The organism is Pseudomonas sp. NPDC087615, from assembly GCF_044743445.1.
GTDB lineage: Bacteria > Pseudomonadota > Gammaproteobacteria > Pseudomonadales > Pseudomonadaceae > Aquipseudomonas > Aquipseudomonas baetica_A.
Genome location: NZ_JBIUWM010000007.1, coordinates 92,289 through 107,932, shown reverse-complemented (window position 1 = coordinate 107,932; position 15,644 = coordinate 92,289). Strand labels below are relative to the sequence as shown.

10 protein-coding genes and 2 riboswitches are annotated in these 15,644 nt (G+C 61.2%); of the genes, 7 read left to right on the top strand and 3 right to left on the bottom strand.

Features of this window, described 5'->3' with window-relative positions; all coding sequences use genetic code 11:
- On the bottom strand, nt 1-198 hold the full coding sequence (locus ACIOU6_RS05995; RefSeq protein ID WP_401134619.1) for a CbtB domain-containing protein: 198 nt from the start codon (nt 196-198) through the stop codon (nt 1-3).
- Nucleotides 199-321: 123 nt separating this feature from the next.
- A riboswitch (cobalamin riboswitch) is annotated at nt 322-545 on the bottom strand.
- A 359-nt stretch (nt 546-904) separates the two neighbouring features.
- Nucleotides 905-1,119, top strand: a riboswitch (cobalamin riboswitch).
- Nucleotides 1,120-1,218: 99 nt separating this feature from the next.
- On the opposite strand from ACIOU6_RS05995, the gene cobW reads away from it, so the two are divergent.
- The 6 genes from cobW (at nt 1,219) to ACIOU6_RS05965 (ending at nt 11,677) form a co-directional block, all read left to right on the top strand.
- On the top strand, nt 1,219-2,289 hold the full coding sequence (gene cobW / locus ACIOU6_RS05990) for a cobalamin biosynthesis protein CobW (RefSeq protein WP_221732731.1): 1,071 nt from the start codon (nt 1,219-1,221) through the stop codon (nt 2,287-2,289).
- Between the two features lie 3 nt (nt 2,290-2,292).
- A complete protein-coding gene (gene cobN, locus ACIOU6_RS05985; protein ID WP_401134616.1) occupies nt 2,293-6,141 on the top strand; it encodes a cobaltochelatase subunit CobN in 3,849 nt (1,282 codons plus the stop codon).
- Between the two features lie 145 nt (nt 6,142-6,286).
- Complete coding sequence (locus ACIOU6_RS05980) at nt 6,287-7,291, top strand: ATP-binding protein (protein WP_401134613.1); 1,005 nt, start codon at nt 6,287-6,289, stop codon at nt 7,289-7,291.
- Nucleotides 7,216-7,947, top strand: a complete 732-nt coding sequence (locus ACIOU6_RS05975) for a VWA domain-containing protein (protein WP_401134611.1) — start codon at nt 7,216-7,218, stop codon at nt 7,945-7,947. The genes ACIOU6_RS05980 and ACIOU6_RS05975 overlap by 76 nt, the downstream gene beginning before the upstream one ends.
- Nucleotides 7,948-8,129: 182 nt before the next feature.
- Nucleotides 8,130-9,776 (top strand): phospholipase D-like domain-containing protein, encoded by a 1,647-nt coding sequence (locus ACIOU6_RS05970; protein WP_401134609.1) that lies wholly within the window; start codon nt 8,130-8,132, stop codon nt 9,774-9,776.
- A gap of 341 nt (nt 9,777-10,117) precedes the next feature.
- Nucleotides 10,118-11,677 (top strand): TerC family protein, encoded by a 1,560-nt coding sequence (locus tag ACIOU6_RS05965; RefSeq protein ID WP_221732726.1) that lies wholly within the window; start codon nt 10,118-10,120, stop codon nt 11,675-11,677.
- Between the two features lie 122 nt (nt 11,678-11,799).
- Here the strand turns inward: ACIOU6_RS05965 and ACIOU6_RS05960 are convergent, their stop codons facing one another.
- Complete coding sequence (locus ACIOU6_RS05960; RefSeq protein WP_401134606.1) at nt 11,800-13,191, bottom strand: aldehyde dehydrogenase family protein; 1,392 nt, start codon at nt 13,189-13,191, stop codon at nt 11,800-11,802.
- Between the two features lie 103 nt (nt 13,192-13,294).
- Between ACIOU6_RS05960 and ACIOU6_RS05955 the strand changes: the two genes are divergently transcribed.
- Nucleotides 13,295-14,173, top strand: a complete 879-nt coding sequence (locus ACIOU6_RS05955; protein ID WP_401134702.1) for a LysR substrate-binding domain-containing protein — start codon at nt 13,295-13,297, stop codon at nt 14,171-14,173.
- 132 nt (nt 14,174-14,305) lie between these two features.
- Here the strand turns inward: ACIOU6_RS05955 and ACIOU6_RS05950 are convergent, their stop codons facing one another.
- The gene (locus ACIOU6_RS05950) at nt 14,306-15,640 is read right to left on the bottom strand and encodes a TolC family outer membrane protein (protein WP_401134699.1); all 1,335 of its coding nucleotides are present in this window, start codon (nt 15,638-15,640) and stop codon (nt 14,306-14,308) included.
- Nucleotides 15,641-15,644 lie beyond the last annotated feature (4 nt).

Below are 15,644 nucleotides of genomic sequence, written 5' to 3'. Positions count from 1 at the left end.
TCAGTGGCACGGGAACGCGGCGCTGTGGCGGGTATCGTGGGCGGCGTTGTGCACGGCTTCGATGTGCGAGAAACCGGCGAAGTAGACGAGGCCCGCACCCAGAATCGACGCGAAAAAAGCGGCGGTAAGGCGTTGGCTCAGGGTGGTGGTACTGGAGATCTTGTCCGTGTTGCTGCCGGTGCTGCTGATGATCGACATGGCGCTTCCCTCTGGAATGTCAGCGGGGCAGTCGAGCGCATGAAGCCCCGGCGTGCGAGTGCGCAGAGGTTCGAACAGCGCCCGCCCACCGCGGGTTTGTTATGTTCAGCGACACAAAAGGTATGCGTGCTGTGTGTTGCGGGCCGGTCTCCGGGCTCACGAGGGGTTGGCGCTGGGCCTGACCTGCAAGCATCTCCTTCCCATGCCGTATTGGCACAGTGGATCTGATGCTTCGCTCGCTTACCGTTGCGGGGGCAGCACCGGACTGACATGGGCTTGAGTAAAGCACATGATTCACCGGTTTCCCGTTTCACCCTGTGAAGGGCACCCGTAACAAGTTGTGTAGGAGAGCATGGCTGGGGGATTTGAGTCAATTGGATGGGTTGGAGTTGGAGGCATATCCGTTGCTGCGGGTGTTGCTGATTAGGGTTGCGCCCTGACGTACGGCACTTCGCTGAGGCTCAGTGTTCCCTCGCTACGGTGTCCACCAGGGGGCGATGCCCCCGGATCAATCCCGCAGCGAAGGAGCCCGAGCCACAGCGAGGGCCGAAGGTCAGGCTAAAGCCTTTTTGGTTACTTTTTTCTGGGCCGGCATTCCGGGCGTCTGGAAGAAGTGACCCGCCGTCAGGGCGCGACCCTAATCAGCAACACCCGCAGCAACCCAATCCAACCCCAATCCAAACATTGACCCATCAGCAAGCCATGCGTAGCCTTGCGCTTTCGAGGTTCTTCGGCACTAGCCGAAGCTAAGAAGGGAACGCGGTCAATGCCGCGGCTGCCCCCGCAACTGTGAACGGTGAAGTTCACTGCCACGCCACTGCCAGCCCTTGCACAAGGCGCCAGCGGGAAGGCGCAGTGAATGCCAGGCCCAGCGCCTGAACGCCGTCAGCCAGGAGACCTGCCTCGTCACAGTTTCTCACTACAACCGGGCGGGGTGATCCGGTGGCGAACGCTTCTGGCGCGCACGCGCGTTGCCGGTTCTCGTCCCGTATGCCCGCCACCTTGCCAAAGGGCATATCGATGAAAACACTGGCCAAACTCCCCGTTACCATCGTCACCGGTTTCCTCGGTTCGGGCAAAACCACGTTGTTGCGACACATGCTCGACAACGCTCAGGGCCGTCGCATCGCGGTGATCGTCAATGAGTTCGGCGAGTTGGGCATCGACGGTGAAATCCTCAAACAGTGCACCATCGGCTGCACCGAAGAAGAAGCCACCGGCCGCGTCTATGAACTGGCCAACGGCTGCCTGTGCTGCACGGTGCAGGAAGAGTTTTTCCCGGTGATGCGCGAACTGGTGGCCCGTCGCGGCGACCTCGACCACATCCTCATCGAAACCTCGGGCCTGGCCCTGCCAAAACCGCTGGTACAAGCTTTCCAGTGGCCGGAAATCCGCAGCGCCTGCACCGTCGATGCGGTGATCACCGTGGTCGATAGCCCGGCCGTGGCCGCTGGCACCTTCGCCGCGTTTCCGGATCAGGTCGACGCCCAGCGCAAACTCGACCCGAACCTGGATCACGAGTCGCCCTTGCACGAACTGTTCGCCGACCAACTGGCCAGCGCTGACCTGGTGATCCTCAACAAGGCCGACCAGACCAGCCCGCAAGACCTTGCTCGCGTGCGTCTTGAGGTCGCCGAAGAACTGCCGCCGGCGGTGAAGATCATCGAGGCCAGCAACGGCCGCGTGCCGTTGGACGTGCTGATCGGCCTCGGCGCCGGTTCTGAAGAGCACATCGACAGCCGCCACAGCCACCACGATCATCACCACGACGGTGATGACGACCACGATGACCATGATCACGACGCCTTCGACTCAATCTCCATCGAACTGCCGCAAGCCGATGAAAGCCTGCTGCTCGACGCGCTGACGCAACTGGTGGTCAAGCACGGCATCCTGCGCGTCAAGGGTTTCGCGGCGATACCGAACAAACCGATGCGTTTGCTGATTCAAGGCGTGGGCACGCGTTTCGACAAGCATTTCGACCGCCAGTGGGGCGCCGATGAAGCGCGCGTCACGCGTCTGGTGTTGATCGGTCAGGAACTCGACGCCACTCAACTCGAAGCGCAACTGCGCGCTGCCATCAGCGTTTAAGCCATGCACCTGCTCAGGACCCAGCCCGGCGGTTTCGTGTCGGATGACAACATTGCCGACCTTGGGCAAACCCCCGCCGAACTGGTGATCCTGTGCAGCGGCGATTCCAGCCTGGCGTTGCTCGCCGAAGCGGCGCAGCAATTGCCCGAGGATTATCCGAGCCTGCGCCTGGCCAATCCCATGCAGGTGCAGAATCACGCCTCGGTCGATCTGTACGTCGACGAAGTGCTACGCCATGCCAAGGTGATTCTGATCTCGCTGCACGGCGGCATCGCCTATTGGCGCTACGGTGTCGAGCGTCTGGTCGAGCTGGCCGAGCGCGGTGTGCAGGTGATTATGGTGCCGGGCTGTGATCGCCCCGACCCGGAACTCAGTGATCTGAGCACCGTCGGCGCGATAGATCGCGACCGGCTCTGGCAGTTCTTGCGGCAGGGCGGGATGGGCAATGCCCTGGACTTTTTTCGTTGTCTGGCCAATCGCTGGTTCGCACGCGACTACGCCTGGGCCGAGCCGCAACCCCTGCCGCGCACAGCGATTTACCATCCGCATAAAAACATCGCCGCGCTGGGTGACTGGCAAGCCGATTGGCTGCCCGATCTATCGGTCGCGGCGGTGCTGTTTTACCGCTCGCATTTGCAAGCGGCGAACACCGCGTTCATCGATGTTTTCTGTCAGCGCTTGCAGGCAGCGGGACTCAATCCGCTGCCTATAGCGGTGGCCAGTCTGAAAGAACCCGGCTGCCTGTCGATGGTCGAGGATTGGCTGGATGAAGTTGAGGCGGGGGTGATTCTCAACACCACCGGTTTCGCTCAGTCGAGCCCGGAAATGCCGAATCTGCGGCCGTTTCGTCGAAACATCCCGGTGATCCAGGCGATCTGCGCCCAGGACAACGAACCGGGCTGGCGTGACAGCGCGCAGGGCCTCGGACCAAGGGATCTGGCAATGCACATTGCGTTGCCGGAACTCGACGGACGCATCATCAGCCGCCCGATCAGTTTCAAGGATCTGGCCTGGCGCAGCGAGCGTAGCCAATCCGATGTGGTCTGCTACCGGGCGCAACCCGAGCGCATGGATTTTGTCGCCGAACTGGCGCGACGCTGGATTGATCTCGCGCGGGTGCCGAACGCCGAGAAACGCATTGCGCTGATCCTTGCCAACTACCCAACCCGCGACGGGCGTATCGGTAATGGAGTTGGCCTCGACACGCCGGCAGCCGCGCTGAATATTCTTCGAGCGTTGCAGGCTGAGGGCTATCCGATAACCGCCGAGCTGCCGGACAGCGGCACTGAGTTGATCCAGCAGTTGCTCGGTGGCGTCAGCAATGACCTCGACACGATTGACCAGCGTCCATGCCTGCAAAGTCTGGCGATGGACGATTACATGACGATGTTCAACACGCTGCCCGAAGCCAATCGTGCCGCGGTGGTTGAACGTTGGGGCGCGCCGCAAAAAGACCCGATGTGCCGTGACGGACGAATGATGATCGCCGGTCTGCGCTTTGGCCTGACCTTCATCGGCATCCAGCCGGCGCGGGGGTATCAGGTTGATCCGAGTGCGGTGTACCACGACCCGGATCTGGTGCCGCCACACGGTTATCTGGCCTTCTATTTCTGGCTGCGCACCACCTACAGCGCCCACGGCGTGATTCACGTCGGCAAGCACGGCAACCTCGAATGGTTGCCGGGCAAAGGCGTCGGGCTCTCGGAGAATTGCTGGCCGGACGCGTTGCTCGGGCCGCTACCGAATATCTACCCGTTTATCGTCAATGATCCGGGCGAGGGCGCTCAAGCCAAACGGCGTACGCAAGCGGTGATCATCGATCATCTGATGCCACCGCTGACCCGCGCCGAAACCTATGGCCCGCTGCGTAATCTGGAACTGCTGGCGGACGAATATTACGAGGCACAACTGCTCGATCCGCGTCGCGCCCGTGAATTGCAGCGCGACATTCTGCAATTGGTGCGCGATACGCAAATCGATCGCGAACTGCAACTGGACGCGGCGCTGGACAGTGATGCCGACGCGGCAATCTGGCTGCCGCGTCTGGACACTTATTTGTGCGATCTTAAGGAGTCGCAGATCCGCGATGGGCTGCACATCTTCGGCGAGTCACCGACCGGGCGTTTGCGCATCGATACGTTGTTGGCGCTGCTGCGCATTCCACGCGGTGACGGCAAAGGTGCGCAGTCGAGCCTGCTGCGGGGGTTGGCAAAGGCATTTGAGCTGGGTTTTGATCCGCTGGATTGTGCATTGGCCGATCCGTGGGTTGGCCCGCGTCCAGAGCAACTGCAACAGGTCAGCGATGACGTCTGGCGCACCGCTGGCGATACCCGCGAACGACTCGAACTGTTCGCCACTGAACTGATCTCCCAAACACTGCAAATCTCCTGTGGGAGCGGGCTTGCTCGCGAAGGCGTCGTGTCAGCCAGCACTGCTTGCAGTGACACACCGCTTTCGCGAGCAAGCTCGCTCCCACAGGGATCGGGTTGGTCTGACGTGAATGCGATTATCCAAGCGCTGCACGAAGTGGTCGCCCCGCGCCTGGACGCCTGCGGCCCGGCGGAAATGCGCGGCCTGCTCGATGCCTTGAACGGGCGCTTCGTCCCCGCCGGCCCGAGCGGCGCGCCAAGTCGAGGCCGGCTCGACGTGCTGCCGACCGGGCGCAACTTTTACTCGGTCGATGTGCGCAACCTGCCGACCACCACCGCATGGCGCATCGGGTTCCAGTCCGCGACACTGATTCTCGAACGACATTTGCAGGATCACGGTGACCACCTGCGTCAGCTCGGCCTGTCGGTGTGGGGCACCGCGACCATGCGTACCGGTGGCGACGACATCGCCCAGGCCATGGCGCTGATGGGGGTGCGGCCGGTATGGGCCACGGGCAGTCAGCGGGTCGATGATTTCGAGATCCTGCCGCTGAGTCTGCTGGATCGCCCTCGGGTTGACGTGACGCTGCGGGTGTCCGGGTTTTTCCGCGATGCGTTTGCGAACCTGATCCGCTTGTTCGACGCGGCGGTGCAAGCGGTGGCCGCGCTGGATGAACCGGACGATCTCAATCCTTTGGCGGCCAAAGTGCGCGCCGAACGCGAAGCCTTGTTGCAATCAGGCCTCGATGAAGACGCTGCACGGCGCCAGGCCGGTTGGCGGATTTTCGGGGCCAAGCCCGGCGCTTATGGCGCGGGCGTGCAGGGCGCCATCGACGGTCGTCTGTGGCAGACCCGCGAGGATCTGGCCGAGGTTTATGTTAACTGGGGCGCCTACGCCTACGGTGGCTCCGACGAAGGCACCGCAGCCCGTGAACAATTCGTTCAGCGTTTGAGTCAGGTGCAAGCGGTGCTACAGAATCAGGACAACCGCGAGCACGATTTGCTCGATTCCAACGATTATTACCAGTTCCAGGGCGGCATGCTCGCCGCCGTGGAGACCCTGCGCGGCGAAGCAGCGGCGAGTTATCACGGCGATCATAGTCAGCCGGATCTGCCGAAGATTCGCACCTTGAAGGAGGAGCTCAACCGGGTGATTCGCTCGCGGGCTGCGAATCCGAAATGGATCGACGGGGTCAAACGCCACGGCTATAAAGGCGCGTTTGAAATGGCGGCGACCGTGGATAACCTGTTTGCCTTCGACGCGACGACGCAGTTGATCGACGATCATCAATACGCATTGCTGGCCGATGCTTATCTGCTTGATCCGGCCACCCGGGATTTTGTTCGCGAGCATAATCCCCACGCACTGCGCGACATGACCGAGCGCATGCTTGAAGCGCAACAGCGGGGGATGTGGCAGGAGCCGGGGGCTTATAAAGAGGCTCTCGAAAATCTGCTGCTGGACATAGAAGAAGACACCTGATGCAGCTCATTTCAAATGTGGGAGCGGGCTTGCTCGCGAAAGCGTTGTATCAGACACCCAATGCGTTGAATGACACACCGCCTTCGCAAGCAAGCCTGCTCCCACAGTTTGAAAGCATTTCACCGACCATGACCGAGTACTGATAATGATCGACACCCCACATTTCCCACTCTCCGCCGTGGTCGGCGCCGATGACTTGAAACTCGCCCTGTGCCTCACCGCCATCGACCCGAAAATCGGTGGTGTGCTGATCGAAGGCCCACGCGGCATGGCCAAGTCCACCCTGGCCCGTGGCCTTGCGGATCTGCTCGCCAGCGGCCAGTTCGTCACGCTTCCGCTGGGCGCCACCGAAGAACGTCTGGTCGGTACCCTTGATCTCGACGCGGCCCTGAGCGATGGCCGCGCACAGTTTTCCCCCGGGGTGCTGGCCAAGGCTGACGGTGGCGTGCTGTACGTCGATGAAGTGAACCTTTTGCCCGATCATTTGGTGGATCTGCTGCTCGACGTAGCTGCCAGTGGCACCAACCTGATCGAGCGCGACGGCATCTCCCATCGGCATTCGGCGAAGTTCGTCCTGATAGGCACCATGAACCCGGAGGAGGGCGAGTTGCGCCCGCAACTGCTCGACCGCTTCGGCTTGAACGTTGCCCTCAGCGGCCACACCGCACCGACCGAGCGCGGTCAGATCATCCGTCGACGACTGGATTTCGACAGCGACCCACACGCGTTCTGCGCGCTGTGGGAAACCGCGCAGCAAACCCTTCGCGATCGCTGTGAAACTGCCCGCAGTACCTTGGCCGGCATTCCTCTGGATGATGCGGCACTGGCGCAAATCACCGAGCGCTGCTTTGCCGCTGGCGTCGATGGTCTGCGTGCCGACCTTGTGTGGTTGCGCGCGGCCCGGGCCCATGCCGCATGGCGCGGCGCCACGGCCATCGCCGAGGAGGACATCGACGCGGTGGCGGAATTTGCCTTGCGCCACCGTCGTCGTGAACAAGCCCCGTCGAGTCCTCAGCAACAACCCGCGCAATCGCCGTCAAACGCGCAGGCCAAACCGGACGAAGGGCAGGGCCAGTGGGGCGACATGCCGGCTCCAGCGCTCGCCACCGGCAGCCGTCGCGAAGTGCCGAGCTGGCCAAAAAAGATGTAGGCATTCGCCCCCGATCCGACGCGGGGGCGAATGCCAGACCCCGCGCCGGACAGCTCGACAACGGACGCCAGGGTAAACGTCATGCGGCTCGCAGTGGCTCGGTCAACTGGCCGGGCACGTTGCTCAATGGTCGTCCGCAACGGCATGAAGATCTGCTGTTTCAACTGCGCACCCGCTCGCCCCAAGAATTGTGGCTAGTGATCGTCGACGCCTCGGCCTCGACGCGCCGTCATAACGCACTGAGCGATGCCAAGGGCCTGCTCGCGCAACTGTTTGACGACGCCTATCGCCAGCGCACGCGGCTGGCGTTGCTGACCGCCAGTGGTGCGGTGCCGAAATGGCAGGTACAAGGGCTGAAGGCCTCAAGCGGTTTGCGTGTCTGGCTGGATGGGTTGGGCGCGGGGGGCGGGACGCCGTTGCTCGCGGCGTTGACGCAGGCGCAGCAGTGGCTGACGGTGCGGCGCAAGCGCTTTCCTGTCGAGCAACAGCATTTGCTGGTGGTGACGGATGGGCGTTTGAAGGCGTGGTCGGGGTTGTCGGCGCTCGGGTGCCCGGGGCTGTTGATTGATATCGAGCGTGGGCCGATTCGGTTGGGCCGGGCGAAGGATCTGGCGGGGGCGCTGGGGGCGGAGTATCGGCACATCGATGACCTCTGAAACCTGCAGCGGCTGACAGGGCCATGTCGCGGGCAATTCCGGCTCCCACAGGTTTTGTGACCGCCGCGGGACCTTTGGGAGCCGGGCTTGCCCGCGATGGTATCCACTCGGTTTCGGATCTGCCGACACGATTCGAACCACTGCTCTATGCTCCACCCCAGCCCAATCACAAGGAGTGAGCGATGCGAATGCTGGTCAAGAACCCTGAGGACGATTTTCGCGTCAAGGCTTACGCCGGCACCAACGGCGTGCTGCTGGCAATGGACCTCGCCGAGTCACGTCGCCAAGGCCTGCTCGGGTTTTCCATCGAAAAGCAGCAGGGCGACAAGCCTTGGCTGTTTCTCTTCAACAGCCTGACCTTCCCCGGCAAAGCCCACACGTTCCCGCAGTTTCACGCCACCCCCAGCGATAAGGCTCCGCTGCAAAAATTCCGCTGGGCCGATTACGCGGTCAATCCGGGGATGACGATTCACTATCGCGTTCACTTGGCCTACGGCACGCCGGATGCGCCGCAACTGGGCGAATCGCTGGAGTTGACCATCACTTCAGACGACGGTCATCCGGCCAACCAGCGTGTGATCTTCAACCGCGCCGTGGCCGCCAGTCAGGCCTTCCAGCGCAAGTTTCCCGACCTCGACGCGCAACTCAGCGCCAACAAGAACATGCCCATCGAAGCCTGGCCCGATGCGGCACGCCAATGGCTGGAAAACGGCTTGCTCGGGCGCTTGCTGGGGTTTATCGCGCGCGCCACCGATGGTGAGTGGGCGTTGGACATCGCGATTTACGAATACCAACTGCAAGCCATCGTCGACGCCGTGAACGCTGCGTTCGAACGGGGCGTGCGGGTGCGAGTGCTGTATCACGCCCGCCCCGATGACGACGACACCACGCTCAACGAAGCGAGCCTGGCGAAGCTGCCAGCGACCAGTAAACGTGGGAGGGTCACTCACAACATCTTTCACAATAAATTCATCGTCCTCAGCCATGTGGATGCCACGGGCCAACGCCAGCCGCAGGCAGTGCTGTGCGGCAGCACCAATTTCACGGCTAACGGTATTTATCGTCAGGCCAACGTTGTGCATGTGCTCGATGAGGTGGCGGTCAGCACCCGCTATCTGCAAACCTTCGAGGAAGTCTGGGCGACACCGGCAGATGTCGGCGCGACCCGAGCGTGGATCACCGAACACAACCCGATGGACGCCGCGCAGCCGCTGTTCACCGGTTTCTCGCCGCGCACGGGCGGTGCGGATTTGCGCGAGTTCGTCCAGATCATCGAAGCGGCGAAGAAGGACGTGTTGTTCGTCACCGCATTCGCTTTGCCTGACGCGATCCTCAATGCGTTGCTTGGCCAACCCCATGACGACATCCTGCGCTTCGGCCTGCAAAACACTACCAGCCGGATCACCGGGTTCCATGCCGATCGTAGCGCCGAATTCGCTGCCACGGCGTTACTCAACACCGGTCTGGAGGGCTGGCTACGCGAAAACATGAAAGGCCAGAAGGGTAATCTGTTGGTGCACACCAAAGTGGTGGTGACTGACTTCACCACTGACACGCCGACCCTCATCAGCGGCAGCCACAACCTCAGCGCTTCGGCCAGCAACGGCAATGACGAAAACTATCTGATCATTCGCGGCGATACCGATCTGGCGGATCGGTACGGACTTGAGTTGCTGCGATTCTACGAACATTACCGGTTTCGTTATTTCGCGAAGAAACTGGCATTGAAGCAGGTGCGGCCGTTGGCGGTGGATGACCGCTGGACTAACGATTATTACGTCGAAGGGGATTTGCGTGAGTTGTCGCGCCTGCGGTTTGCGGGGCGCTAACTCGTTGTTATTGAGGCCCTCATCGCTAGCCTGCTAGCGATGAGGGCGTTCGAAACGACGTATTTTTCAAGAAATACAGATTTTGAAATGATTTCAGGCTGTAAGAAAAGTGACTCCAGGCTGTACGCTCCAAATCCTTTTTTCATGCAGGATTTACATGAACACCCTCGCGGAACCTCCCAGTTACAGCTTCCCCTCGCGCCACGGTGCGGTCTTGACGCACTCGCAGTATCCGGTTTTCCGACTCCCGACTATCGTTGATAACGCAGCCACTGAGCTTTCGCGTTGCGCTTTGCCGTGTCCGGCAGCCTGAATTCACTGAAGAGAGATAGAGACGTTTTATGGAATGGTTAGCGGATCCCACGGCCTGGTTAGGCTTGTTGACTTTGATCGTGCTGGAACTGGTGCTGGGTATCGACAACCTGGTGTTCATCGCAATCCTTGCGGACAAACTGCCGCCGCATCAGCGTGATCGTGCACGCATTATTGGCCTGTCGTTGGCGCTGATCATGCGCCTGGGCTTGCTGGCGAGTATTTCCTGGCTGGTCACGCTCACACAGCCGTTGTTCGAGGTGTTTGACAAGAGCTTCTCCGGCCGCGACTTGATCATGCTGTTCGGTGGCGTGTTCCTGTTGTTCAAAGCAACGATGGAATTGCACGAGCGTCTTGAAGGCCATGTCGGCGAACGTTCGACGAATACTGCTTATGCGCTGTTCTGGCCGATCGTTGCGCAGATCGTCGTACTCGACGCCGTGTTCTCTCTTGATGCGGTGATTACCGCTGTGGGCATGGTCGATGAACTGGCGGTGATGATGATCGCGGTGATCATTTCCATCGGCCTGATGATTGTTGCGAGCAAGCCGCTGACGCGCTTCGTCAACGCACATCCGACGGTGATCATGCTGTGTCTGGGCTTCTTGATGATGATCGGTTTTGCCTTGACCGCCGAAGGTCTGGGCTTCCACATCCCGAAAGGCTATCTGTACGCCGCCATCGGTTTCTCGATCCTGATCGAGGTGTTCAACCAGATCGCACGGGCTCGCCGCAAGCGTTCGATGCAGGGGCTGCGTCCGATGCGTGAGCGTACCGCACATGCAGTGTTGCGTTTGCTGGGTGGACGCAAATTGGCGGTGGAGGAGGTCGGTGAGGAAATTTCTGACCTGCTGGACGATGGCGACGCGCCAGGCACCGAGTTGTTCGACCGACGTGAACGGGTGATGATCAGCGGCGTGCTGCAATTGGCCGAACGGCCGATCCGTGGCCTGATGACCGTGCGCGCCGACGTTGACACCATTGATTTGGCCGACGATGCCGATGCGATTCGCACGAAGTTGATGCACTCGTCCTACTCGCGCCTGCCGCTGATCCGCGACGGCGTGGTGGATGAGCCGCTGGGCTTCGTGCACAAGAAGGAACTGCTCAAGGAGTACCTGGCCGGCACTGAGCCGAACCTGGAACACCTGGCGCGCAAGACCATCAACTTGCTCGACAGCTATTCGATCCTCAATGCGCTGGAACAGATGCGCGCCGCTTCGACCCACATTGCCTTTGTGGTCAACGAATTCGGCGATTTTGTGGGGGTGTTGACCATGACTGACATTCTCGAGTCGATTGCCGGCGAGCTGCCTGATGCCAGCGAAATCGAAGGGCCAGATGTGGTGGAAGAGCAGGGTGGCTTCATCGTCAGTGGTGCGTTGAACCTGGCGCGCGTGCGCCAGCGCACTGGTTTCGGTGCCGAACCGACCGAGGATTATCAGACGGTTGCCGGTTTGGTGATGAGTTTGCTGGATCGGCTGCCGATGATTGGTGATCGTTTGGAATATGAAGGCTGGCAGATGACCGTCAAGGCTGTTGAGGAACGGCGAGTGACGCGGGTGTTGCTGGTGCGCGAGTCGGCGTAATAGCAGCGTATTACGCTAGCTTTACCGGCCTCTTCGCGAGCAAGCCCGCTCCCACAGGTTTGATCTGTAATGGACGATTTTCTGGTTGCGCCACACGTCCAGTTTGGGAGCGGGTGTGCGGGTTATTTGCGATCCAGCCACACGGTCTGCGCATTGCAGAACTCGCGCACGCCAAAGTGCGACAGTTCGCGACCGAAACCACTCTTCTTCACGCCGCCGAAGGTCACGCGTGGATCGCTGGCGGAGTAACCGTTGATGAACACGCCGCCGGTGTCCAGTTCGCTGGTCAGTTGCTGGGCCAGTTGCACGTTGGCGGTGTAGATCGTTGCGGTCAGGCCGAACTCGCTGTCGTTCGCCAGCGCCACGGCATGGGCACAATCGCGGGCGGTGATGATCGAGGCGACCGGGCCGAACAGTTCCTGTTTGAACGAGGTCATGCGGTCGGTGACATCCGCCAGCACGGTGGGCTGGTAATAATTGCCCACACCTTCAGACTTGCCGCCGCCGAGCAGCAACGTCGCGCCTTCTTCGAGAGTGTCGCGTACTTGTTGATCCAGTTCGTCGCGCAGATCGAAACGCGCCATCGGGCCGATGTACGTGTCAGCCGCCAACGGATCGCCCACCTTCAACGCGCGTGTGGCTTCGACGAATTTGCGGGTGAATTCTTCAACTACGCCTTCTTCGATGATCAGCCGTTTGGCGGCGGCGCAGACTTGGCCGGAGTTCTGGTAGCGACCGATGACGGCGGCTTGTACGGCTTCGTCCAGATCCGCATCGTTGAGCACGATGAACGGGTCGGAGCCGCCCAGTTCCAGTACGCATTTTTTCAATGCGGCCCCGGCCTGAGCACCGATGGCCATACCGGCGCGGACGCTGCCGGTCAGGGTCACGGCGGCAATGCGTGGATCGGCGATGGCGGTGGAAACGCCTTCGGGGGTGACGTTGATCACTTCAAACACGCCGTCGGCAAATCCGGCGCGGGTGAAAGCGTCGCGCAGCAGATAGGCGCTGCCCATTACGTTCGGCGCATGCTTGAGCACATAAGTGTTGCCGGCGATCAGCGCCGGTACTGCGCCGCGCAGCACTTGCCAGATCGGGAAGTTCCATGGCATCACCGCCAGGATCGGGCCGAGCGGGCGGTATTCGATACGCGCTTTGCCACCTTCCACCTGGGTCGGTTCAGCGTCGAGCATGGCCGGGCCGTGTTCGGCGTACCACTCGCAGAGCTTGGCGCATTTTTCAATTTCACCGCGGGCCTGGGCGATAGGCTTGCCCATTTCCAGGGTGATCATGGTCGCCATGGCTTCGGCGCCTTCACGCAGCGCAGCGGCCAGGGCGGTCAGGGCGCGAGAGCGATCTTGCAGCGGCTTGCGTTTCCACTTGCCGAAGCCGTAAGCGGCGCGGGTCAGTGCGGCGTCGAGGGCTTCTGCGGATTCAAAGGCGTAATGGCCGATCTGCTCGCCGGTGGCGGGGTTGATCGAGATGGCGTGGGTCTGGCTGGAAATCTGGCTCATGGCGTTGTCCTGCGTGTTCAGTGGATGGGCCTAGAGTAGGGTGGTGTTTGTTTTCTGGAAACTGAATAATAAAGATCGTTTCTTTCACGATTGGAGAATGACTGTGGATCTGGTGCAGCTGGAAATCTTCAAAGCCGTTGCCGAACACGGCAGCATCAGCGCCGCCGCTGCGCAGATTCATCGCGTGCCGTCGAACCTGACCACGCGGATCAAGCAGCTTGAGCAGGATTTGGGCGTCGATCTGTTCATTCGCGAGAAAAGCCGCTTGCGCCTGTCACCGGCCGGGTGGAGTTTTCTCGAATATGCGCGGCGCATTCTTGATTTGGTTCAAGAGGCACGGGCCACCGTCGCCGGTGAGGAACCGCAGGGCGCTTTCCCCTTGGGCTCACTGGAAAGCACCGCCGCCGTACGAATCCCCGAACTGCTTGCGGCCTACAACCAGCTTCATCCGAAAGTCGATCTGGACCTGTCCACCGGCCCGTCCGGGACGATGATTGAAGGCGTGCTGTCCGGTCGACTCGCCGCCGCTTTTGTCGACGGCCCTGTGCTGCATCCCGCGCTGGAAGGTGTGCCCGCGTTTGAGGAAGAAATGGTCATCATCGCGCCGCTCAACCACCCTCCGGTCGAGCACGCGGCGGATGTGAATGGCGAGAACATCTATGCCTTCCGATCCAACTGCTCCTATCGCCATCACTTCGAAAAATGGTTCAGCACCGACGCGGCGGTGCCCGGCAAGATCTTCGAGATGGAGTCCTATCACGGCATGCTCGCCTGCGTCAGCGCCGGCGCCGGCCTGGCCCTGATGCCGCGCAAAATGCTGCAAAGCATGCCCGGTAGCGCGACGGTCAGTGTCTGGCCGCTGGCGACGGATTTTCGCTACCTGACCACTTGGCTGGTGTGGCGACGGGGCACGGTGTCGCGCAGTTTGAGTATGTTTGTACGCTTGTTGGAGGAGCGCGGTGTGGTACGTGCGGGGGAGTGATTGACACCTTTTCGTCACGGCGTACCGTTTCGGCCATGCAGTCGATAGCCGAGGTGTTGGCTCAAACAGTGGTGCCACGCCTAATCGTTGGCCAGCCGAAAACAAAGGCCGGCGGGGGCTGGCGTGGGTTGTTCAGAACGACAGCCGAGGCCCCAGGTAGGCGTTGGCGCTTTCGATGTCGTCGTCGCCCAATGCGCCGACGTCAGCCGCCAGACGCAGTTTGGCCAGCAGGTAGCGCAACTTGGCTTCGAACAGGTCGCGACGAGCGGTGAATATCTGTTCCTGGGCGTTGAGAATGTCGATGTTGGTGCTGCTGCCCGCCAGGAAGCCTTTCTTTGACGACAGTAGCGAGCGCTCGCTGGAGCTGACGGCTTTTTCCAATGCATGGATGCGCGCTTCACCGCTTTGCACACCCCGAAATTCCCGGGTTGTGCCGGAGATGATTTCTTCGCGGGTCGCATTCAGATCCTCTTCAGCCTGGTCTCGCGTGGCGACGCTTTGTCGGGCCCGGGCACTGACGTAGCCACCGCTGTACAGCGGAATGTTGAGTTCTACCCCGGCCGAGGTGTAGCGGTTGCGCTGATTCTGGGTGGACAGGGTTTCGCTGTCGGCGGCGGTGTAGCCCAGCACCAGGTCGAGGGTTGGCCAGTGACCGGCCTTGGCTTTGGCCACTTCTTCATCGGCGGTGTTGACGTTCAAGCGCCGGGCGCGGATCGACGGGTTGTCGGTGCCGGCGCGGATGATCCACTCCTGCAGATTGTTCGGCTGCAGTGGCGGGGTGGGAAAGGTCTCCTGCAACGTGGCGATCTGGTCGGGTGCCTCACCGACGTACTCTTGCAACTGGCGTCTGGCGACGACCAGGCTGTCCTCGGCCTCGATCAGTTCGGCCTGAGCGAGATCGCGTCTGGCCACCGCGTCATCGACATCGGTCACGGTGCCATCCCCCAACTGCCGTCTGCGCTGAGTCGAAGCCACTTGCTCATTCAGTGCGCTGAGTTTGGCGTTGGCCAGTTTGGCGGTTTCATGGGCCAGCAGCACGTCAAAGTAGCGCCCGGCCAAGCGCACCGCCGAATCCTGTGCCTTGCTGTCGAACACCGCGTTGCCATAGTCGGCCTGATACTGGCCCTGGCGGTACTCGGCCATTTTCTGTTTGTTGAACAGTGGCTGGCGCAGTTGCAGGGTGGCACCGCGCGAGGCGTAGTTGAGATCGTTGGTGTGGCTGTTGCCGTAAAAGTCCGGCTGTTTTTGCGTGCCGTTGATGTGGTTGTCGAACGCGGTGATGCCGATTTTCGGCAGCAGGCCGGATTTGCCGATGGCACGGTTTTCCTGGGCAGCGTCCCTTTCGTGACCGGCAGACAGGAAGGTCGGGCCCTGAAACTGCATCAGATTCCACGACTCGCGCAGGTCCAGTGCCGTTGCCGATTGCGCCAGTCCTAGCAGCGCAGTCAAGCCAATCACCCGCCGAATGCTG